Source organism: Promicromonospora sp. NPDC057138 (assembly GCF_042670845.1).
Lineage (GTDB): Bacteria > Actinomycetota > Actinomycetes > Actinomycetales > Cellulomonadaceae > Promicromonospora.
In genome coordinates, this window is sequence record NZ_JBHUUX010000003.1 from 39,918 (window position 1) to 60,331 (window position 20,414).

General features: G+C 72.9%; 16 protein-coding genes. 6 read left to right on the forward strand and 10 right to left on the reverse strand.

From position 1 onward, the window contains the following. Window positions 1–18: 18 nt before the first annotated feature. On the forward strand, window positions 19–1,335 hold the full coding sequence (eis, locus tag ACFT2C_RS03225) for an enhanced intracellular survival protein Eis (RefSeq protein ID WP_377205569.1): 1,317 nt from the start codon (window positions 19–21) through the stop codon (window positions 1,333–1,335). 15 nt (window positions 1,336–1,350) lie between these two features. Here the strand turns inward: eis and ACFT2C_RS03230 are convergent, their stop codons facing one another. Beyond that, window positions 1,351–2,433: an Fpg/Nei family DNA glycosylase gene (locus ACFT2C_RS03230; protein WP_377205570.1), complete on the reverse strand. Its 1,083-nt coding sequence runs from the start codon at window positions 2,431–2,433 to the stop codon at window positions 1,351–1,353. Further along, complete coding sequence (locus tag ACFT2C_RS03235) at window positions 2,426–2,878, reverse strand: ribose-5-phosphate isomerase (RefSeq protein ID WP_377205571.1); 453 nt, start codon at window positions 2,876–2,878, stop codon at window positions 2,426–2,428. Before ACFT2C_RS03235 ends, ACFT2C_RS03230 begins: the two co-directional genes overlap by 8 nt. A gap of 49 nt (window positions 2,879–2,927) precedes the next feature. Between ACFT2C_RS03235 and ACFT2C_RS03240 the strand changes: the two genes are divergently transcribed. Then, a complete protein-coding gene (locus ACFT2C_RS03240; protein ID WP_377205572.1) occupies window positions 2,928–4,976 on the forward strand; it encodes a M13 family metallopeptidase in 2,049 nt (682 codons plus the stop codon). Between the two features lie 91 nt (window positions 4,977–5,067). On the opposite strand, the gene pepN is transcribed toward ACFT2C_RS03240, so the two are convergent. Further along, window positions 5,068–7,662: an aminopeptidase N gene (gene pepN, locus ACFT2C_RS03245; protein WP_377205573.1), complete on the reverse strand. Its 2,595-nt coding sequence runs from the start codon at window positions 7,660–7,662 to the stop codon at window positions 5,068–5,070. Window positions 7,663–7,870: 208 nt separating this feature from the next. Here pepN and ACFT2C_RS03250 point away from each other — a divergent pair, with 208 nt between their 5' ends. Beyond that, window positions 7,871–8,905, forward strand: coding sequence for a hypothetical protein (locus ACFT2C_RS03250; RefSeq protein ID WP_377205574.1), 1,035 nt, complete (start codon window positions 7,871–7,873; stop codon window positions 8,903–8,905). An 86-nt stretch (window positions 8,906–8,991) separates the two neighbouring features. Here the strand turns inward: ACFT2C_RS03250 and malQ are convergent, their stop codons facing one another. The 3 genes from malQ to ACFT2C_RS03265 all read right to left on the reverse strand — a co-directional run bounded on the left by malQ (window position 8,992) and on the right by ACFT2C_RS03265 (window position 12,832). Continuing rightward, the gene (gene malQ, locus ACFT2C_RS03255; RefSeq protein ID WP_377205715.1) at window positions 8,992–11,223 is read right to left on the reverse strand and encodes a 4-alpha-glucanotransferase; all 2,232 of its coding nucleotides are present in this window, start codon (window positions 11,221–11,223) and stop codon (window positions 8,992–8,994) included. A gap of 131 nt (window positions 11,224–11,354) precedes the next feature. After that, window positions 11,355–12,395 (reverse strand): mechanosensitive ion channel family protein, encoded by a 1,041-nt coding sequence (locus ACFT2C_RS03260; RefSeq protein ID WP_377205575.1) that lies wholly within the window; start codon window positions 12,393–12,395, stop codon window positions 11,355–11,357. Between the two features lie 203 nt (window positions 12,396–12,598). Continuing rightward, window positions 12,599–12,832: a glucose PTS transporter subunit EIIB gene (locus ACFT2C_RS03265; RefSeq protein WP_377205576.1), complete on the reverse strand. Its 234-nt coding sequence runs from the start codon at window positions 12,830–12,832 to the stop codon at window positions 12,599–12,601. Window positions 12,833–12,976: 144 nt separating this feature from the next. On the opposite strand from ACFT2C_RS03265, the gene ACFT2C_RS03270 reads away from it, so the two are divergent. Both ACFT2C_RS03270 and ACFT2C_RS03275 read left to right on the forward strand, forming a co-directional pair. Further along, window positions 12,977–13,369, forward strand: coding sequence for a globin (locus ACFT2C_RS03270; RefSeq protein WP_377205577.1), 393 nt, complete (start codon window positions 12,977–12,979; stop codon window positions 13,367–13,369). 27 nt (window positions 13,370–13,396) lie between these two features. Further along, window positions 13,397–14,356 carry an acyl-CoA thioesterase gene (locus ACFT2C_RS03275; RefSeq protein ID WP_377205578.1) on the forward strand — a complete coding sequence of 320 codons (960 nt, stop codon included), beginning with the start codon at window positions 13,397–13,399 and terminating at the stop codon, window positions 14,354–14,356. Between the two features lie 8 nt (window positions 14,357–14,364). Here ACFT2C_RS03275 and ACFT2C_RS03280 read toward each other — a convergent pair whose 3' ends face one another. Next, window positions 14,365–15,015 (reverse strand): hypothetical protein, encoded by a 651-nt coding sequence (locus ACFT2C_RS03280; protein WP_377205579.1) that lies wholly within the window; start codon window positions 15,013–15,015, stop codon window positions 14,365–14,367. Between the two features lie 104 nt (window positions 15,016–15,119). On the opposite strand from ACFT2C_RS03280, the gene ACFT2C_RS03285 reads away from it, so the two are divergent. Beyond that, complete coding sequence (locus ACFT2C_RS03285) at window positions 15,120–15,614, forward strand: acyl-CoA thioesterase (protein WP_377205580.1); 495 nt, start codon at window positions 15,120–15,122, stop codon at window positions 15,612–15,614. A gap of 12 nt (window positions 15,615–15,626) precedes the next feature. On the opposite strand, the gene ACFT2C_RS03290 is transcribed toward ACFT2C_RS03285, so the two are convergent. The 3 genes from ACFT2C_RS03290 to ACFT2C_RS03300 are packed head-to-tail and all read right to left on the reverse strand — an operon-like array spanning window position 15,627 to window position 20,272. Further along, window positions 15,627–17,312, reverse strand: a complete 1,686-nt coding sequence (locus tag ACFT2C_RS03290) for a GTPase (protein ID WP_377205581.1) — start codon at window positions 17,310–17,312, stop codon at window positions 15,627–15,629. Beyond that, window positions 17,309–19,330: a dynamin family protein gene (locus ACFT2C_RS03295; protein ID WP_377205582.1), complete on the reverse strand. Its 2,022-nt coding sequence runs from the start codon at window positions 19,328–19,330 to the stop codon at window positions 17,309–17,311. Before ACFT2C_RS03295 ends, ACFT2C_RS03290 begins: the two co-directional genes overlap by 4 nt. A gap of 54 nt (window positions 19,331–19,384) precedes the next feature. Beyond that, window positions 19,385–20,272: a hypothetical protein gene (locus tag ACFT2C_RS03300; protein WP_377205583.1), complete on the reverse strand. Its 888-nt coding sequence runs from the start codon at window positions 20,270–20,272 to the stop codon at window positions 19,385–19,387. Window positions 20,273–20,414 lie beyond the last annotated feature (142 nt).

Sequence of the window (20,414 nt, forward strand, 5' to 3'; positions counted from 1 at the left end):
CGATGCGACGATCGATGCATGGCCCTTCCCCGGATTGCCCTGCCCGCCGGCTACCGCTGGCGCACGCTGACCCAGGACGACCAGCGGCTCGTGACCGAGCTGGACACGTGGGCGTTCCCGACGGGACACGCCCACGACGACATCGACGCCGCCCCGTCACCGCTGACCTGGGAGCGCGCGATCGCCATCGAGGCCGACGGCGTCGACGGCCTGGTGGCGCTGCACGCGTCGTACCCGTTCACCCACTTCCCCGTGCCCGGGGCCGAGCTGCCGACCGCGGGCCTGACCTGGGTGGGCGTGCATCCGCAGCACCGCCGCCGCGGCCTGCTGACGGCGATGATCGACCTGCACCTGGCGCGCTCCGCCGAGCGTGGCGAGGCGCTCAGCGCCCTGTTCGCCGCCGAGGCGCCGATCTACGGCCGGTTCGGCTACGGCCACGCGGCCGACGACCTGCGCGTCACCGTCCCGCGCGGCGCCGCCCTGCGGGACGTGCCGGGGGCGGAGCGGCACACGATCCGGATCGAGGTCGCCAGCCGCGAGAAGCACGGCGCGCTCGAGGACCGGCTCCACCGCGCGGCCGGCGCCACCCCCACGGGCCTACCCGGGATCAACCGCCCGGGCTGGGTCACGCGTGAGACCGAGGAGCTGCAGGCCTCCTGGTGGGCCGACTCCCCGATCTACCGCGAGGGCCGCGAGTCGCGACGCATCATGATCGTCGAGCTCGACGGCGAGCCGCGCGGCTACGTCACGTTCCGCCGCACCCTGAGCTGGGAGCCCACCGGGCCGCGCGGGCGGGTCGACGCCGGCGAGGTCGTCGCGCTGGACGCCGCGGCCGCCCGGGCCCTGTGGGGCGCGCTGCTCGACCTGGACCTGACGAACGAGGTCACGCCCTTCGTCCTGCCCGTGGACGACGTGATCACGCACCTCCTGGTGGACCTGCGCGCCGCCGGCCCGCGCACCCCGGACAACCTGTGGGTCCGGCCGGTCGACGTCGCCGGGGCGCTCGCCGGACGCCGGTACGCGGCCGACGTCGACGTCACGCTCGCCGTCACCGACGCGCGGCTGCCCGCCAACGCCGGCGTCTACCGCCTGCAGGCGGAGGCCTTCGGGCCTGCGTCCGTGGAGCGGGTCGACCCGGAGTTCGAGTCCGCCGAGCTGTCGCTCGATGTGCGCGAGCTGGGCGCCGCCTACCTGGGCGGACGGTCGCTCGCCGCGCTGGCCGCCGCGGGGCTCGTCACCGAGCACTCGCGTCCCGGGCAGAGCGGGGGCGCACTGGCCCGCGCGAGCACGGCGTTCGGCTGGCCGGTCGCGCCGGCGTCGTCCTGGGTGTTCTGAGACCGGTGTCGGCCCTCAGGTCTGGCAGGTGGGGCACCAGAACAGGTTGCGACCCGCCAGCTCCTTGACCAGCACCGGCGTGCCGCAGACCCGGCACGGCAGGCCGTCACGGTGGTAGACGTAGAACGCCTGGTCGGCGGGCACGGCGTCGGGCAGCCCGTCGGTGTTCTGCCGGGTCCGACGCCGGCCGTCCACAACGGGCTTGTGTTCTCCGGAGCCTTGGCCAGGGTCATAGCCCCGTTCTCGAACCGCTTGCCGGGCCGGGCGGTCGGTCGGGCGGGTTGTGACGATCGCGCCTTGGGCGGCGCCGGCTCGCATGAGGGTCACCAGGTCGTGCCAGATGGCGCGGACCGTTGCGGCGGGCAGGTCGCGGCCGGGCCGCAGCGGGTCGACCCCGGCCCGGAACAGCGCCTCGGCGCGGTAGATGTTCCCCACCCCGGCGACGACCGCCTGGTCCATGAGCTGCTGCCCGATCGTCACCCGTGACCGGCCGACCGCCGCGACGAAGTCCTCGACGTCGCCGTCGTCCCGGATGGGGTCGGGGCCGAGGCGGGACTGGACCGCCGTCTTCTCCTCGGCGGTGATCACCTCGCAGGCCGTCGGGCCGGTGAGGTCGGCGACGGCGTGAGCGCCGAGCAGGCGCACGCGCACCTGCCCGCGCGGCTCCGGCGCTGTCCACTCAGCTCCGCTGGTCGAGCGTGCCGAGGGCGCAGGCCCGGCCGGCGCCGTCGTCTCGCGCTCACCGATGCGCTTGCGGGGCGCGCCGATCGCGTGCGCCACCTCCGGCGCGTCCGGGGCGCCCGCGAACGTCCATGCGCCGTACAGCCCGAGGTGCGTGCGCAGCCACAAGGTGTCAGATCCCGAGGTCACCCCGGTTGCCTGCGTGTCTGACGCGTCGACGTCCGCGATTCCGTCGGCAGGCGCGAAGCCCAGGAAGAGCTGCTTGCCCCAGGCCTCGCCCGCCACCAGCCGACGTCCCGAGAGCACCGCGGCGCCGTCGGCGAACCGCCCCTGCGGGCTGCTCACCCGCAGGGTCTGCCCGGCGTACAGCGAGGCGAAAGTCCGCGCGAGGCGGTGGACGGTATGCCCCTCAGGCACGCTTGGATTCGTAGTCGGCGAGCTGGTCGATGCGACGCTGGTGCCGCACGTCGCCGCTGAACTGCTCTGCGACGAAGGCCTCGACGAACGACGTCGACTCCTCCACGGTGTGCATGCGGCCGCCCACGGCGATCACGTTCGCGTCGTTGTGCTGGCGGCCCAGCTTCGCGGTCTCCAGCGACCAGGCGAGCACGGCGCGCACGCCGGTGACCTTGTTCGCGGCGATCTGCTCCCCGTTGCCGGAGCCGCCGATCACTATGCCGAGCGAGTCCGGCTCGGCGACGACGGCCTCGCCGGCCGATATGCAGAAGGCGGGGTAGTCGTCCAGGGGGTCGAGCTCGTGGGCTCCGTGGTCGATCACCTCGTGCCCGGCGGCGGTGAGATGCTGCACCAGGTGCTGCTTGAGGTCGTACCCGGCGTGGTCGGCGGCGATGTGCAGGCGCATGACCCCATCTTCCCTCATCCGACGGCCAACTTTTGCGTACGCTGGCGCAATGACCACCGACGCCACGGGTCTCACGTCGGGCATCGACCTCGACGCGCTCGAGCCCGCAACCCGACCACAGGACGACCTGTACCGCCACGTCAACGGGCGGTGGATCGACACGCACGAGATCCCCGCCGACCGCGCCATGGACGGCGCGTTCCGTGCCCTCTACGACCAGGCGGAGGTGCACGTCCGGGAGATCATCCAGGACGCGCCCACCGGTTCCATGATCGGCGACCTGTACGCGAGCTTCATGGACACGGGGCGCATCGCCGAGCTCGGCACGACGCCGCTGGACGAGGACTTCGCGCTGATCCGGGACGCCGGCAACATGGCGGACCTGACCCGCGCGCTGGGCACGCTGCAGCGCACGGGCGGCACGGCCGGCGTCCGCTTCTGGGTGGACAACGACGCGACCGACCCCGAGAAGTACGTCGTCTACCTGCGGCAGTCCGGCCTCGGGCTGCCCGACGAGGCGTACTACCGCGAGGAGCAGTACGCCCCGATCCGCAAGAAGTACCTGCCGCACGTGTCCAGGATGCTGCGGTTCGCCAGCGTCCAGGAGACGTGGGGCATCTCCTCCGACGACGCCGCCCGCCGCGTCCTCGAGCTCGAGAAGCGGCTCGCCACCCACCACTGGGACGTGGTGCGCGACCGCGACGCCACCCTTACCTACAACCCGATGACGCTCGCCGATCTCGTCGAGTCGGCGCCCGGCTTCGACTGGGTTGCCTGGGCCGAGGCCCTCGGCGTGCCCGACGGCGCGTTCGACCACGTCGTGGTGCGCGAGCCCGACTTCGCGACCGGCTTCGCCGCCCAGTGGAGCGAGCTCTCGCTGCTGGACTGGCAGCTCTGGATGACGTACCACGTGGTCAGCGCCCGGGCGCCGTACCTCACCGACGAGCTCGTCGAGGCCAACTTCGACTTCTACGGCCGCACGCTCACCGGCGCGCAGGAGGTCCGCGAGCGCTGGAAGCGCGGCGTGGCGCTCGTGGAGGGCGCGCTCGGCGAGGCGGTGGGCGCGGAGTACGTGGCGCGGCACTTCCCGCCGTCGAACAAGGCCCGGATGGACCGTCTGGTGGAGGCGCTGGTCGCGGCCTACCGGGAGTCGATCGAAGGTCTCGACTGGATGACCGACGAGACCAAGGCGAAGGCCCTGACGAAGCTGGAGAAGTTCACGCCCAAGGTCGGGTACCCCGTCAAGTGGCGGGACTACTCCGAGCTCGACGTGCGCTCGGCCGATCTGGTGGGCAACGTCCGCCGGTCCAACGCGTTCGACCAGGACTACGAGCTCGCGAAGATCGGCAAGCCGCTCGACCGCGACGAGTGGTTCATGACGCCGCAGACCGTCAACGCGTACTACAACCCGGGCATGAACGAGATCGTGTTCCCCGCGGCGATCCTGCAGCCCCCGTTCTTCGACCCCGACGCCGACGACGCCGTGAACTTCGGCGGGATCGGCGGCGTCATCGGGCACGAGATCGGCCACGGGTTCGACGACCAGGGCTCCAAGTACGACGGCGACGGCCGCCTCGAGGACTGGTGGACCGACGCCGACCGCGCCGAGTTCGAGAAGCGCACGAGCGCGCTGATCGCGCAGTACGACCAGTTCCGGCCGGCGCAGCTTGCGGCGTCCGGCGTGGGCGCGGATGGCGCGGCCGCGGGTGCCGACGGCGAGAGCAGCGCGGAGGGCGAGGGCGCAGGAGACGCGCACGTCAACGGAGGCCTGACGATCGGCGAGAACATCGGCGACCTGGGTGGCCTGTCGATCGCGATCAAGGCGTACCGGATCGCGCTGGGCAAGCCCCTGGACGAGGCACCCGTCGTGGCCGGGCTGACCGCCCTGGAGCGGATCTTCCTCGGCTGGGCGCAGGTGTGGCAGTCCAAGGGCCGCGACGAGGAGGTGCTCCGGCGTCTCGCGACGGACCCGCACTCCCCCAACGAGTTCCGCTGCAACGGCGTCGTGCGCAACGTGGACGAGTTCTACACGACGTACGACGTCAAGCCGGGCGACGCCCTCTACCTCCCGGAAGAGGACCGCGTCCGCATCTGGTGAGGGTCCGCGAAGTAGAGCGCCTGTCCGGGTCTCCCTGGTGTCACCAGGGAGACTCGGACAGGCGCTCTACTTCGGCGACTTCGCGAACTGGTCAGGCGTCCGCGGCCTGGGCCTTCAGGGCTCGGTCTGTGCCTGCCAGGGCCTCTACGATCAGCCGGCGCAGGGCCGGGGCCGCGTCGGCGTTGGTGTCCAGCCAGGCGGTCGTCGCGTCCCGCAGCTCCGCCGACGCCAGCGGCGCCGGGTAGAAGCCCTCGATGATCTCCTCGGCAATGTGGTACGACCGCGCGTTCCAGACCTTCAGCACGGCGTCCAGGTACGGCTGCACGACGCCGGCCAGCGTGGCCGGGTCGTTCACGTGCAGGAACCCGAGGCCCGTGTTCCGGATGATCACGTTCGGCACGTCGGCGTCCACGACTGACGACAGCGCGGCCAGCTTGCCCTCGACCGTCGGCTTCGCGGCCCGCGCGCGGGCGGCGGACTGGCGGCCGGTCGCCGTGTCGTCGGCCGCCAGCGTGGCGTCGATCTGCTGGTCGCCTGCGGCGCCGTTGAGCACGAGGCCCTCCAACAGCTCCCACCGCAGGTCGGTGTCGATCTCCAGCCCGTCCAGCGCGACCGAGCCGTCCAGCAGGCCCGACAGCGTCGCGACGTGCGCCGGCGTGGAGGCCACGTGCGCGAAGAACTTCACGAGCTGGAACTGCGTGTCCGAGCCGGATTCGGCGTCGCCCACGAGCGCCCAGAGCGCGTCGCCCACCTCGGCGATCGTCGCCGCCCGGGCCGACGGCGCCACGTACTGCTTGGCCGCCAGCACCATCTGGTTGAGCGTCGTGCGCAGCGTCGTCGACTCGCTCTCGCGGGCGATGCCGCCCAGCACGAGCTGCACGTACTGCGACGCCGGGACCTCGCCGTCGCGCACCGAGTCCCAGACCGAGCCCCACACCAGGGAGCGGGCCAGCGGGTCGGCGATGTCGGCCAGATGCTCCAGCGCCACACGCAGCGACGCCGCGTCGAGCCGGATCTTCGCGTACGCGAGGTCCTCGTCGTTGAGCAGCACGAGCGCCGGGCGGTCGAGCTCGACGAGCTCCTTCACGTCGGTCCGCGGCCCATCGACGTCCACCTCGGTGAAGTGGGTGCGCACGAGCTCACCGGCGTCGGACAGGCTGTAGAAGCCGATGCCGAGGCGGTGCGGACGGATCGTGGGCCACTCGGCGGGCGCCGTCTGCTCGACGACGAACGACATGATGCGGCCGTGGCTGTCCGTCTCGATCACCGGACGCAGGGTGTTCACGCCCGCGGTCTCCAGCCAGAGCTTCGACCAGGCCCTGAGGTCGCGACCGCTGGTGGCTTCGAGCTCCGTCAGCAGGTCGGTCAGCTCGGTGTTGCCCCACGCGTGCTTGCCGAAGTACGCCGAGACGCCCGCGATGAACGCCTCACGCCCCACCCAGGCGACGAGCTGCTTGAGCACGGACGCGCCCTTGGCGTAGGTGATGCCGTCGAAGTTGACCTGGACGTCCTCGAGGTCCTTGATCTCCGCGACGATCGGGTGCGTGGAGGGCAGCTGGTCCTGCTTGTAGGCCCAGGACTTCTCCATCGCGGAGAACGTGGTCCAGGCTGCGTCCCACTCGGTGGCCTCGGCCGTGGCGAGCGTGGAGGCGTACTCCGCGAACGACTCGTTGAGCCACAGGTCGTTCCACCACTTCATGGTGACCAGGTCGCCGAACCACATGTGCGCCAGCTCGTGCAGGATCGTCACCACGCGGCGCTCGCGCACCGCCTCGGTCACCTTGGAGCGGAACACGTACGTCTCCGTGAAGGTCACGCAGCCCGCGTTCTCCATCGCGCCCATGTTGTACTCGGGCACGAAGAGCTGGTCGTACTTGGTGAACGGGTACGGCACGCCGAACGTGGACTCGTAGAACTCGAAGCCCTGCCGGGTCTTCTCGAAGATGTAGTCGGCGTCGAAGTGCTCCGACAGCGACTTGCGGCAGAACGCGCCGAGCGGGATCTCGCGGCCGTCCGACGACGTCAGCGACGACCGGACCACGGCGTACGGGCCGGCGACGAGCGCCGTGATGTACGTCGAGATGCGGCCGGTGGGCTCGAACGTCCAGGTCGCGACGTCGCCCTCGCTGGTCGAGCCCTCCTCGCTGGTCGAGCCCTCCCCGCTGGTCGAGCTTGTCAAGACCACCGGCTCCGGCGTCGGCTCGTTGCTCACGACCTCCCACGCGGCGGGCGCGGTGACCGTGAACTGGAACGTCGCCTTGAGGTCCGGCTGCTCGAAGCAGGCGAACACGCGCCGCGCGTCCGGCACCTCGAACTGCGTGTACAGATAGACCTCGCCGTCCACCGGGTCCACGAAGCGGTGCAGGCCCTCGCCCGTGTTCGTGTAGCCGCAGTCGGCGACGACGACGAGCTCGTTGTCGGCGGCCAGCCCCGCCAGGCTGATGCGGGAGTCGGCGAACACCGACGCCGGGTCCAGCTCGCGGCCGTTCAGCACCACGGACCTCACCGACGGGGCGACCAGGTCGACGAACGTCGCGGCGCCTTCCGTCGCGGTGAAGCGCACAGTCGTGGCGGACGCGAAAGTCTCCGGACCGGTGGTCAGGTCCAGCGCGATCTCGTACGACTCGACTGCTACGACGCCGGCGCGGGCGACCGCCTCGGCGCGGGTCAGGTTCTCTCCGGGCACAGGCCCTCCACGTCTGTCTTCTCGTGGGCGCTGGTGGGCACCCCGCGCGTCCGATTGGCGCGCCTTTTCGGTTGGCTTGTCGTCCGGTCTGTGAACTACCTGCGACGACTCGTCGATCATGCCACGCAGGAGTAACAGCGAGTAACGCCTTTGTGTACGATCGACCGCGGTCGCCCGACCGACCGATTTGAGCTGAGGGAGTCGCCTGATGTCCGGCACAGTGCCGCCGCCGCCACCGCCGCCAGGCGGGGGCCCCGACGAAGAGTCGGGTGCGCAGCCCCAGGAGCAGCACCCGCGCACCGCGCCCACGCCTGCCCAGCAGGCACCGGCCGCGCCCACGCCTGCCCAGCAGGGACCGGTGCAGCGCGTCTCCGCGGCGACGCGCATGCCACCGGCCATCTCGCCCGCGAACCAGTTCTCGCAGGCCGTCACCCCGGCGCCCGCCGCGCCGGGCGCGCCCGTGGTCCACTCCGTGAACAAGGGCGGCGGGGACGCGACGCAGCAGCAGTACTACCCCGAGCAGTACGGGCAGCAGTACCAGCCGGGCTATGCGCAGCCTCAGGCCTACGCGCAGCAGGCGCCGCAACAGCCCCAGGGCGGCCAGTACCCGCCGCAGCCGTACCCGCCGCAGGGCTACGACCAGTACGGACAGCCCGTCTATGCGGCGCCGGGTGGTGGCTACCCGCCCGAGCCGGAGAGCGAGCGCAGGAAGCTCAGCCCAGGCTGGATCGCGTTCATCGCCCTGGACGTGCTGCTCGTGGTCGCCGCGATCGTGTTCGCCGTGAGCCTGTTCAACTCCCCCGGCAGCTCGCCGACGGACGACAACACGCCGGCCGCCGAGCAGTCGGCCGAGCCCTCGGCCGAGACCGGGCTCGAGACCGATGGCGGGGCTGATGTCGAGACGTTCGCCGCGCCGTCGCTCAACATCACCTGCACGATCTCCGCGGACGCCGCCACGTGCGGCATCGCGCAGCTCAACCAGAAGCCCGCCCCCGACGACTCGTGCGGCGGCGCCTCCGGCTACGTCGCGAAGGTGGACCCGAGCGGCAACGTGACGCAGCCGTGCATCGGCAAGAAGGACCAGCCGAAGAAGGCGTCCGGTGACATCGCGATCCTGGACTACGGCCAGACCAAGAAGGCCCACGACTTCACGTGCACCAGCGCCGACACGGGCATGACGTGCGTCGCCGACTCGACGAAGACGGGCTTCTCGATCGCCAAGGCAGGCATCGGCCAGGCCTGACCCCCGTCCCGTTGAGTGCGGGCTATTTGTTGCCTCAGAGCGTCTGAAGCAACAAATAGCCCGCACTCAACGCTGGGCGGGCGGGGTCAGGCTGGGTCTTCCTCGTTCATTACCGTGACTAGAGAGCGCAGGCGCGCGTTGGAGAACAGGTCCTCCAGCAGGACCACCGTTCCCGCGGAGTCGGCCAGCGGCACCTTCCAGTTCGGGTACTCGGTGTCCGTTCCGGGCTGGTTCTGCGCGCGGCGCTCCCCCACGGCGTCGGTCAGGTAGACCCCGACCAGCGCGGACGGCGTGTCCTTGAGGTAGCGGTGCAAGCCCTCGACCAGCTCCCGCTCGGACGGGTCGAACGTCGTCAGTCCGCGGCGGGACAGCGCCTCCACCAGCGAGTCGCGCTCCGCGCGCGCACGTGCCCGCAGGATCGTCGCCTCCTCCGTCAGCAGCCCGAGCCGCTCGCGCAGGTCCACGTGCTCGCCCGCGAGGTAGCCCGCCGTCGGCGGCAGGTCGTGGGTGGTCACGGTGGCCAGCGCCGCGCTCCGGTACGCCTCCGGCTCGAGGGGCGCGCCGTTGGCGTCCCGCTCGAAGAGCAGGACCGATGTGCCCAGGATGCCGCGCTCCGCGAGGTAGTCGCGGATCCACGGCTCGAACGTGCCGAGGTCCTCGCCCACGATCGCCACCCCGGCACGGTGCGCCTCCAGGCACAGGATGCCGATCAGGGCCTCGTGGTCGTAGGTGACGTACGCGCCGGCCGACGCGCGTGCCCCGCCCGGGATCCACCACAGGCGGAAGAGCCCGAGCACGTGGTCGATGCGCAGCGCTCCGCAGTGCCGCAGCGTCGTGCGCAGCAGCTCGCGGTAGGGCGCGTAGCCCACCTTCGCGAGCGCGCGCGGGTGCCACGGCGGCTGGGTCCAGTTCTGGCCCTGCTGGTTGTACATGTCCGGCGGCGCGCCCACGGACACCCCGCGGGCGAGGACGCCGGAGTCCGCCCACGCGTCGGCGCCGTGCGGCGACGCGCCGACGGCGAGGTCCTTCAGCACGCCCAGCCGCATCCCGGCGTCGAGCCCCGCGCGGTGCGCCGCCCGCAGCTGCTCGTCGGCCACCCACTGCAGCCAGCAGTAGAACTGGACGCGCTCGGACAGGGCGTTGCGCAGCGTCGTCACGCCGGACGCGCCCGGGTCGGAGAGCTCCGCCGGCCAGTCCCGGCCGTCCAGGTGCTCGGTGATCGCGCACCAGGTGGCGAAGTCGATCAGGCCCTTGCCCTGCGCCAGCACGTACTCGTCGAACGCCGTCTGCCGGGCCGCTGAGCGCGGCGCCGTGTACACGACCTCCAGCGCGGCCTTCTTGGCCTCCCAGACGGCGTCCCGGTCGATCGGCCCGGAGTCCTCGGACAGCTCACGGACGGGCTCGGCGGCCCACTCCACGAGCGACCGGTCGGCGGCGGAGAGGTACGCCGTCTCACGGATGTCCTCGACGCGGATGTACAGCGGCGACATGAAGCGGCGCGACGTCGGCAGGTAGGGGCTCGGCGTCAGCGGCGTCACCGGCTCGGTGGCGTGCAGCGGGTTCACGCCGACGAAGTCGGCCCCGGCGTTGTGCGCCGTCTGCCAGGCGAGGTCGCCGAGGTCGGCGAGGTCACCGATGCCCCAGGAGTCCCTGGACCGCACCGAGTAGAGCTGGACCATGAAGCCCCAGGCCTGCTTGCGGGCCACCTTCTTGCGCAGCTCCAGCCGCTGCGGCGTCACCACGAGCGACGCCTGCGCCGTGTGCCCGCCCGACTCCGCGTGCAGCGTGTGCCAGCCCAGCGGCAGGTTGCCGGGGACCGTGAACGTCGCCCGGCCCACCTTGCGGCTGTCCACGGTGCGGGGCGAGGTGTTGACATCCGCCTGGCGCAGCGGGACCCGGGTGCGCTGCACGGTGGCGAACGAGCCCGTGGCGGTCGCCTGCGGCGCCGTCACGCGCCACGGGGTGGCGCCCGTCGGCATAGCCGGCGTCTCGGACAGCTCGAGCTCGACCCACGCGGTCACCTCCGCGCCGTCCGCGACGTGCACCGGCACCTGTACCTCGGCGCCCTCCCGCGTCACGACGGTCGGCGGCAGCATCGCGCGCCACTCGTCGTCGCGGCTGCGCTCCAGGCTCGAGGCGACGGCGGCGGGCGTCGACGCCGGTACGTCGAGCGCCTCCAGCACCGCGACGATCGTCGATGCGCTGACGTGCTGGACGCGGCCGTCGTGGTCGGTGTACTCGCGCTGCACGCCGTGGGCGGCTGCCAGCTCGGCCAGCTCCGGCGGCACTGGGGGGCCGTCTCCGGTGGAGCCGGTCATCTGTTCGTCGGTCACAAGGAAAGATCCTGCCATCAACCGGCGCTCCCCGGGCGCAACGGGGGCGTGTCCGGTGAATTGACAGGCTGGTCGCAAGCGCTCGGGCGGTGGGCTCGGGCGGCCCGTGGGTCCCGTCAGCTGACGCCGGGCGTGTCCCCCGCGGGGCTCTCGTCGAACGTTACGGGCGCCGAGCGGGCGACGATCCCCGCGTGCAGCAGCTCCGAGTGGCCCGCGACGCGCAGCGACCGCGCGACCGCCCACTGCTGGGCTGGGCGCACCTGGGCGTGCATCGTGAAGGTGAGGCCACCCTGGTCGACGGCGTCCACGCCCCGCACGGACGGTGTCTCCAGGAGGCTGTCGGCGAGCTCCGGGTCGTTCTTCACGCGGTCGACGGCGCGGCCGAGCGCGGCGCGGACCGCGTCGACGTCGGTACCGAGCGGGACCTGCACCGAGGCGACCGCGCGGCTCCACTCCTGGGTGCGGTTGCCCGCGCGCAGGATCTCGCCGTTGCGGACGTACCAGAGGGTCCCGTCGAACGCACGCACCTGGGTGAGGCGCAGGCCCATCGCCTCGACGGTGCCGATGACGCCGGCCCCGAGGTCCACGTTGTCGCCGACGCCGAACTGGTCCTCGATGAGCAGGAAGACGCCAGAGATGAAGTCCTTGACGAGGCTCTGGGCGCCGAAGCCGAGGGCGACGCCCACGACACCAGCACCGGCGATCAAGCCCGCGGGATTCAGCCCCAGAACCTGCAGGATCGACATCACCATCAGCGTGCCGATCACGATGTTCGCGGTGGAGTTCAGCACCGATCCCACGGTCCGTGCACGCTGGGCGCGCCGCTCAGCCACCCGTGGGTTGGACGCGACCAGGACGTCAGCCAGGGCTTGCGGCGTCATCAGCATGTTCTTGCGGCGCTTTCTGCCCGCAACGGGGGTGGCACCAGGCGCGCTGCCCGTCGTGGTGCCCACGGGGTCGGCGGCGCGCTCGACGACCGCCCTCGGCTTCTGGCCGATGGCGATGCGCTCCGTGAGGGCGGTGACGACGTGCCGCAGCACAGCGATGGTGGCCATCCCGATCACCAGGATCAGGATGATCTTCAGGGGCTTGTCGCCGAACCAGGTCCAGAAGTCCTCGGCACTGTCGAACACTGAGGTAGCAAGAGACTCGAACACGCGCGCAAACTTACTCGGGTCTGGGCGCCGACCCGGACATCTTCGGCGGGGTGCGAGCGACTCCTGCGCGACCTTCACAGGCCGTTCGCGGCGCGACCGCGTGCGACGGCGGGATCGTGAGACCGGTCACGGGCCCGGGCTGTGCCCGGGCCCGTGCGGTCATGCTGCCGAGCTCACCGTCGAGCTCGGCCTCCCTGCTCCCGTCAGACTCTCAGCATGTCGAGCTCCGCCGCGAGGTTGTCCGCCTCGGGCCCGACGATCACCTGGACCACCCGGCCGGACCGGACCACGCCGAACGCGCCGGACGACTTTAGTCCGGACTCGTCCACGAGGGACGGGTCGCTCACCTCGACCCGGAGCCGTGTGATGCACGGCTCCAGCTCGACGACGTTCGAGGTCCCTCCGAGTGCCGCAAGGATCTGGTCAGCCTTGGTCATGTCTCAACTCCCACCGTGCGTCGCTGCAGGTCTTGCCCCAGCCTATCCGGGCTGGCAAGCGTTTCGCCCAGGCTGCTGTCGACTCCGTCACATGAGACTCCGTTTCACACGAGCGTCATCGGACTGTCACCGTCGAGTGGCAGGATGACGGACGTGACACAGGAATCCTTCTTCGACGCCGTCGGCGGCCACGACACGTTCGTGCGTCTCGTCGACACGTTCTACGACGGCGTCGCGGACGACCCGGTGCTGCGCCCCATGTATCCCGAGGAGGACCTGGGCCCGGCGAGGGAGCGTCTGACGATGTTTCTCGAGCAGTACTGGGGCGGCCCCGGCACCTACTCCGCGCAGCGCGGGCACCCGCGCCTGCGCATGCGGCACATGCCGTTCAAGGTGAACCCCGACGCGCGCGACCGCTGGCTCGCGCACATGCGGGCGGCCGTCGACTCGCTGGGCCTCGCGCCGATCCACGAGTCGCAGCTGTGGGACTACCTGGAGCGCGCCGCCTTCAGCATGATCAACACGTTCGAAGACTGACCAGGAACGACAAGGAGACGCCCGCTCGTGGACGCCACCACCCCTGACCCGCTCGCCGGCTACCCGCCGCCGGAGACCGAGCCCGACGCGCTCGACCGCCTCCTGCAGGTGCTCGACCTGCGCCACCTCGAGGGCTGGGGCCCGCGGGGCGAGGAGGACGTGCTGCGCGGGAACAGCATGCCCGGCCCGGCGAACCGCGCCTACGGCGGGCAGGTGCTCGCGCAGGCCATCATCGCCGCGGACCGCACGGTGCCCGACGGCCGCCTGATCCACTCGCTGCACGGCTACTTCCTGCGCGAGGGGCGGGTCGAGGAGCCCATCGACTTCGCGGTGGAGCGGCTGCGCGACGGGCGCTCGTTCAGCGCGCGCCGCACCCACGCCATCCAGTTCGGCAAGCCGATCCTGTCGATGATCGCGTCCTTCCAGGACGACCAGCCGGGCTACGAGCACACGATGCCGATGCCCGACGACGTCCCCTCGCCCGACGAGGTCGGCTCGGCGTTCGACGAGCTCGCCACCCTGCCCGAGGGCGCCGACGTCCGCGCCCAGTTCTGGACGGACTCGGCGTTCGAGCTGCGGCACGTGGGCGGCTCGCTGTACCTGCACCCGGACGCCGCGGTGGCCGACGGCGGTAAGCCGCCCGCCACCCAGCTCGTCTGGATGCGCACGCGCCGTCCGCTGGGCATCAAGTCGCAGGCCATGCACCGCGCCCTGCTGGCGTTCGCGTGCGACCAGCTCATGCTGGAGCCCGCGATGCGCGCCGCCGGCAAGTCCTGGCAGGACATGGGCGCCTCCGTGCCCATGGCCAGCCTCGACCACGGCATGTGGTGGCACCGCGACGTCCAGGTGGACGAGTGGATGCTGTTCGTGCAGTCGTCGCCCACCGCGCAGGGCGGCCGCGCCCTCGGCACCGCGAAGGTCTACCGGGAGGACGGCGCCCTGGTCGCCTCCGCGGGCCAGGAGGGCATGATCCGGCTGCCGGCCTGAGCGCCGGACTAGGCCCCGAGCTCCGCGAGGCGCTCCCGGGTCGCCCGGACCGCCAGGCGGGTCGACGCGACCTCGTCCGGCGGCGCACCGGCCTCCACACGCTGCTCCAGTGCCCGCACGAACAGGGCGAGCGCCTCGCCGAGGAACGGCCGGGCCTGGTCGGCGTGCACCTCGAGCGCCTGGTCGTACCGGCACTTGCCCCAGTGCTGCAGGGCGAAGTACTCCAGCCGGCGCGCGTGCTCGATGCTCGCGGCGTGCTCCCCGTAGTGGTGCGCCGCCTCCAGAGCCAGGCCGAACAGCAGGTCCGCCTCCGAGAACCGGTGCCGCCACTGCAGCACGTGGGCCAGCCGCAACAGGGGCGCCACCGCGCCCAAGGGCACCTCTTCCGCGTGCGAGTGCGCGGCCTCCAGGCCATCGCTCGGCCCGCCGGCCAGCCGGACGGCGAGCCAGCCGAGGCGCTCAGCCTCGGCCAGCTCGGCCTCGGGATCGTCCGCCTCGGGGGCAAGCGCGCGGGTGAGCGGCACGCGCACGACGAGGACGGCCGGCGCCTCGCCGTCCGGGCGTTGCGCCAGCTCGGCGCGGTACGCCTGGGCGGCCGGGACGTCGTCGAACACCTCGTGCAGCGTGACCGGGTCGAGGTAGTGCCTGGGCAGATCCACTGTTCCTCCGTGGCCCAAAACCAAGAGGGATGAATCTACCAATTCGGACACGCTGAGGACTACTCGGCGATTTCTGGTGGCGAACGCCGAGGGAAGATAGGGCCATGACACGCCTCCACGTCCCCGTCACGCTGCGCTGGTCCGACCTCGACGCGTACGCGCACGTCAACAACGTCGCGATGTTCCGCCTGCTGGAGGACGCCCGGATCACCGCTTTCTGGCAGCACCCGGAGGCGCCGGAGGGCGAGGCCTGGCCGACGGCGGTGGTCCCCACGGGCCCCGACGCCGACTCCCACACCCTCGTGGCCGGACAGCGCATCGAGTACCTGCGGCCGCTGCTGTTCACCCGGACGCCGGTGCGCGTGGAGATGTGGCTCGGCCGGATCGGCGGCGCGAGCGCCGAGGTCTGCTACGAGGTGCACGACGGCGCCGCCGGCATGGCCAAGACCGGCCCGACGTCGGGCGGTGAGCCCTACGCCCGCGCCACCACCACGCTCGTGTTCGTCGACGCCGCCACGAACCAGCCGCGCCGGCTCACCGAGGCGGAGCGCCTGGCGTGGAAGGAGTTCGAGGAGGACGCAGTCACCTTCCGCCGCTGAACCGCGGCGAGCTCAGCTTGCGGCGATCGTGGCCGCCGTCCGGCAGCTCGCGAGCTGGGACAGCTCCTCCCCCACCGGCGTGCGCACCAGCCGGTCGGCGACCACGCCGACGGACTGCCGCAGGCGGCGTCGGGCGCCCATCGCGCGGCGTCGGGCGCCGAGGGCGCCGAACACGCGGCAGACCAGCGCGAGCAGCAGGCCCAGGGCCAGCCCGCCCAGCACCATGAGCGTGGGCCACGGGATCCGGAAGGGGTCGACGCCGAGGCCGTCGCCGGTGCCCTGCGACGGCGCCCCGGGGAACACGACCCCGTCGCCGCCCGACCAGGTTGGCAGCGTCAGCACGGGGGTCGGCGGCGGCGGGAGCTGCAGGTACGCGAAGCCGAACAGCACGAGGAGCCACAGCAGGCCCGCGGCCACCACGGCGATCAGGGACCACTGGACCACGTTGACGAGCGACCACCAGACCGGACGCCGGGACGCCTCGACCCGGGTGGCGGCCACGGCCTGGTCGAGCGCGTCGGGCAGCTGGTCGATCCCCGCCTGCCCGCGCGAGCGCGCGGCCAGGACCCACGGGTCCGCGACGCCGCGCGTCACCTCCTCGACGTAGCGCCGCACCGCCGACGCCGCCGCGGACCGGACGGCGGGCCGCGCCGTCGGCAGCGACGTACGGACCAGGTCCTCCCGACCCGACGGCGCCCGGTGCTCCCGGTCCGTCGTGCGCAGCCCGAGCCGCCGCAGCGGGTCCCTGCGCAGCCGCCCGACCCAGCGGGTCAGCGGCCAGCCGGTCGCCGCGCGCGCGTCGCGCCGGGCGGAGGCGCGGACGGCGTCGACCACCGTCGGCACCCCCGCCGCCAGCTCGAGGGCCGCGACCAGGTCGCCGCGAGCCCGGCTCCCCGCGTGCGGCGGCGGCGTGCCGCACACGTCGACGATCTTCTGCGCGACGGCCCGCTCGTCCGCGGCCAGCCGTGCCGTGGCGGCCTCGCGCTTCGCTGCCGCCTTCGCCAGCAGGCCCCTCAGGTCGTCCATGCCCTGGCCGGTCTTCGCCGAGACGGCGAGCACGCGCGCGCCGGCCAGCCCGTCCTGGACCACCAGGCGCTTGAGGTCGGCGAGCATGGCCGACGTCTCGTCCGGCGTCAGACGGTCGGCCTGGTTGAGGGCCACGACCACCACCTCGGCGCGGCCCGCGAGGGGGCGCAGGAAGCCCTCGTGCAGGGCGGCGTCCGCGTACTTCTGCGGGTCGACCACCCAGACCAGCAGGTCGGCGCGCTGCACCAGGCGCTCGGCGCGCACGCGGTGCTCGGTCACTATCGAGTCGTGGTCGGGCAGGTCCAGCAGCACCAGCCCGGTCGAGCCCGTCGCGGCCCCTTCCTGGTGCCGCCGTCCGACCCCCAGCCAGTCCAGGAGTGGATCCGCGCCCTCGCCCCAGACGGCGGCCATGGGGTGGGACGTCGTCGGACGCCGCACCCCCGGCTGCGCGATCGCCGCGCCCGCCACAGCGTTGAGCACCGACGACTTGCCCGACCCCGTGGCGCCGGCCAGCGCCACCACCGTGTGCTCGGCGGACAGCCCGCCGCGCTCGCGCGCCCGGGTGACGACGGCGCGCGCCTCGTCCAGAAGGGCGGGCTCGATGCGGCCCTCCGCGGCCTGGACGGCGGTGTCGAGGGCGTTGGTGCGGTCCGCCAGGTCGAGGCGGCTCATCGGTCGCCCTCCCCGAACAGCCGCTTCCAGAAGCCCTTCCTGCCGGGCTCCCCGGCCAGGTCGGGGCGGCCCTTCGTGAGGTTGTCGCCGGCGGTCCGGGGGCGGACGCCCCGCAGACCGCGGCTCTCGGTGAGGTCCTCGGCCGGCGCCGCGGCGTCCGGCCCGGAGTCGGGTCCCGCTTCGGCGGCACGGCGCGACCGCCGCTCGGCCGCGGCGGCGGAGCCCACGGCGTCGGCGGCGGCGCGCACGCCCGCGCCGGTCGTCTCCGCGGAGCCGAGCGCGTCGAGCTGCGCGGTGTACCGGGCGGCCTGCCCGTCCATCACGGCCTGGATGCGGGCCCGCAGCCGGTCGCGCGCCTGCAGGGCGAGGCGGCGGACGGCGTCCTCGCCGAACACCGCCTCCAGCAGCCGCTGGGCCAGCACCGCCGACCCGCCGGCGATGCCGACCTCGATGCCGGTGAGCCCGCCCGTCGAGGCGAACACGAAGATCATCAGCGCGACGCCGAGGCCGTTCACGCCGAACGACAGCGCACGGGCCTTGCCTCGCTTCGACTCGCCCTGCTCGCGGACGAGCTCGAGGACGTCGCCCTGCCAGCCGCGGATCTGCCCGCCCACCTCGGCGCGCAGCGCCGCCGGCGTCCGCGACAGCTCCAGGCCCTCCAGCAGCGCCGCGCCCGCGGCGTCGCCCCGCCACGCCTGGTAGGAGCGCTCGGCCGCCTCCTCGGCGGCGTCCAGCACCACGGACTCCAGGCCGTGGGCTATCGCCTGCTCGACCTGGGGCGCCTCCTTGGGCTTGCCGCGGAAGAACCCCGTCACCGCGTCCCGGAACCGGCCGATGCCCTCCTCGATCGCGCGGAAGAACTCGCCGGTCCCCACGAAGTCCTGCCAGCGGGCGAGCACCTCGCCGCGCAGCAGCGCCCCGTCCGACGTCGCCGCCGCCACGTGGGCCGCCGCGTCCGCGTAGGCGCGGTCGACGACGTGCCGCAGCCGGGTGTCGGCGGCGCGCTGCTCGTCGGCGGCGTCGGCCAGCTCGGCCGCTCGCAGGACCAGGGAGTCCACCACACCGTCGCGGGTCGCGGCGATGACGCGCTGCCGCGCCTGGGCGTCGCCGCCCAGCCCGGTGAGCCAGCGTGAGACCTCCGCGACGCCGTCCTCCGGGAGCATCCCGTCGACGAGCTCGGCCTCGGCGATGACGAACAGCGGGCTGTCGGCCAGGCCGTGCTCCACCATCATGTCCCGCAGGTCGCCGGCGGTGGCCTCGGCTCCCGGGTCCACGCGGTCCAGGACCATCGCCACCTGCGCCTTGCGCGCCGAGGCCTGCAGCAGCAGGTCCCAGGGCACGGCGTCCGCGTAGCGGGCCGACGTGGTGACGAACAGCCACAGGTCCGCCGCACCGAGGAGCTGCGCCGCGAGCTCGCGGTTGGCGGTGTCGACCGAGTCGATGTCCGGCGCGTCCAGCAGCGCCAGGCCCTTCGGCAGCGAGTCGCTCGGCACGAGGCGCAGCGTGCGGCTGGGCTCGGACGGCGTCCCACCGGCCTGCGCGCCGGCCTTGGCCGCCGCCTGCGCGGCGTTCCAGGGCCCCGCACTGCCCGACGCCGGCACGCCCGACGCCGTGCCGCCCGACACCGAGTGCCGCGCCAGGCCCGGCAGCACCCGGTCCGTGGAGAACCAGCGCGCGTCCAGCGGGTGGTGCACCAGCACCGGCGCCTTGGTGGTGGGCCGCAGCACGCCCGGCAGCGTGACCCGCTCCCCGAGGATCGAGTTCACGAGCGTCGACTTGCCCGCGCCCGTCGACCCGCCGACCACGACGAGCAGCGGCGCCTTCTGCGACCGCAGCCGCGGCAGCAGGTAGTCGTCGAGCTGGTCCGTGGCCCGGCGCAGCTCGGTGCGCGCCGCCTGGGCGCCCGACGTCTCCAGCGGCAGCCGCAGCGCGCCGAGCCGGGCGCGCAGCACCTCGAGCGCGCCGGCCAGGCCGGTTCCGTCGCCGGGTGCCGCGTCGTCGTCGGGCTTGTCGGTCATGGCGCACAGTCTGCCGCAACCGCCCAGGTCAGGCTCGGCCGTGTCGCGAAGAGGTCAGCCGCCGAGGCGCGTGCGCAGCCACTCGAGCGCCGCGTGCGCCACCTCGCGCTGCGCGGCGCGCCCGTGCGGCAGGCCGGGCTGCGGCGGTCGCATGGACTCGAGCACGAGCGCACCGGCGGTGACCGTCACGGCGCAGGTGAGCGCCTCGGGGTCGACATCGGGCAGCGGGTGCCGGTCCAGGACCGCCTCGGGCGGCGGAGCGCCGTCGACCCGCAGGTAGGGCAGGAGGAGCACGACGTCGAGGAACGGCGCGCCGTGGGACGGCATGAACCAGTCGACGGCGTGGGCGCTGGTCGCGTCCCAGCCGTGGTCGGTGATCAGTATCGATTCTCGGCTCAGCGCGCCGTGCACCAGGCTCTTGCCGGACATCGCCTCGTCCGCGTAGGTCGCGATCTCCGCGAGGTGGTCGACCTTGCCGGTCAGCCAGGGCGTGAAGGCGGACAGGCCGGCCGGCCGCATGGCCGCGATGGTGGCCCACGCGCCGACGTCGATCTGGTCGAGCACGTCGGGCAGCCCCGCCGGCGCCTCGATCGTGCCGATCTGGATGGCCAGCTCGACCGCCGCGGCGAGGTCCGCATCGTCCCAGGGGTAGTGCGGCGAGCGGATGGGCTCGTTGCGATAGCCGAGCACCACCCAGCGGCCGGCCCCGGGAAGCACCTCGTCGACGAACCACTCGCGCGGGAGGGTCGGGACGTCGTCGGGCAGCGCGGCCACGGAGGCCGCCTCCGCGGCCAGCCGGTCCTGCGTCAGCGGGGCCTCCGGCCCCACCGCGCGGACGATCGACCGGCCCGACGCCGTCTGCAGCACCTCCAGCGCGCCGGACGGCTCGGTCCCGCTCATCGGAGCGGAGCCGATCACCAGTCCCCCCATGGTCTCGCTCACGCGGGAACGGACGGAAGGGGGGAGATCGGACCATGCTGGCCGCCGAACAGCACTCATGGCCGGAGTGTGCCCAACAGGGCTTTCACCCGCAAACCACAATCCATATGCCGGGATCTTCTCGGCTCGCCGTGGGTCGCAAGCC

What these genes read in the sequence shown, in the direction of transcription:
- eis (WP_377205569.1), top strand. Translation starts at nt 19, where the DNA reads ATGGCCCTTCCCCGGATTGCCCTGCCCGCCGGCTACCGCTGGCGCACG.
- malQ (WP_377205715.1), bottom strand. Translation starts at nt 11,223, where the DNA reads ATGACCGGCTCCACCGGAGACGGCCCCCCAGTGCCGCCGGAGCTGGCC.
- ACFT2C_RS03240 (WP_377205572.1), top strand. Translation starts at nt 2,928, where the DNA reads ATGACCACCGACGCCACGGGTCTCACGTCGGGCATCGACCTCGACGCG.
- ACFT2C_RS03295 (WP_377205582.1), bottom strand. Translation starts at nt 19,330, where the DNA reads ATGACCGACAAGCCCGACGACGACGCGGCACCCGGCGACGGAACCGGC.
- ACFT2C_RS03270 (WP_377205577.1), top strand. Translation starts at nt 12,977, where the DNA reads ATGACGGACGTGACACAGGAATCCTTCTTCGACGCCGTCGGCGGCCAC.
- ACFT2C_RS03250 (WP_377205574.1), top strand. Translation starts at nt 7,871, where the DNA reads ATGTCCGGCACAGTGCCGCCGCCGCCACCGCCGCCAGGCGGGGGCCCC.
- ACFT2C_RS03265 (WP_377205576.1), bottom strand. Translation starts at nt 12,832, where the DNA reads ATGACCAAGGCTGACCAGATCCTTGCGGCACTCGGAGGGACCTCGAAC.
- ACFT2C_RS03285 (WP_377205580.1), top strand. Translation starts at nt 15,120, where the DNA reads ATGACACGCCTCCACGTCCCCGTCACGCTGCGCTGGTCCGACCTCGAC.
- ACFT2C_RS03290 (WP_377205581.1), bottom strand. Translation starts at nt 17,312, where the DNA reads ATGAGCCGCCTCGACCTGGCGGACCGCACCAACGCCCTCGACACCGCC.
- ACFT2C_RS03235 (WP_377205571.1), bottom strand. Translation starts at nt 2,878, where the DNA reads ATGCGCCTGCACATCGCCGCCGACCACGCCGGGTACGACCTCAAGCAG.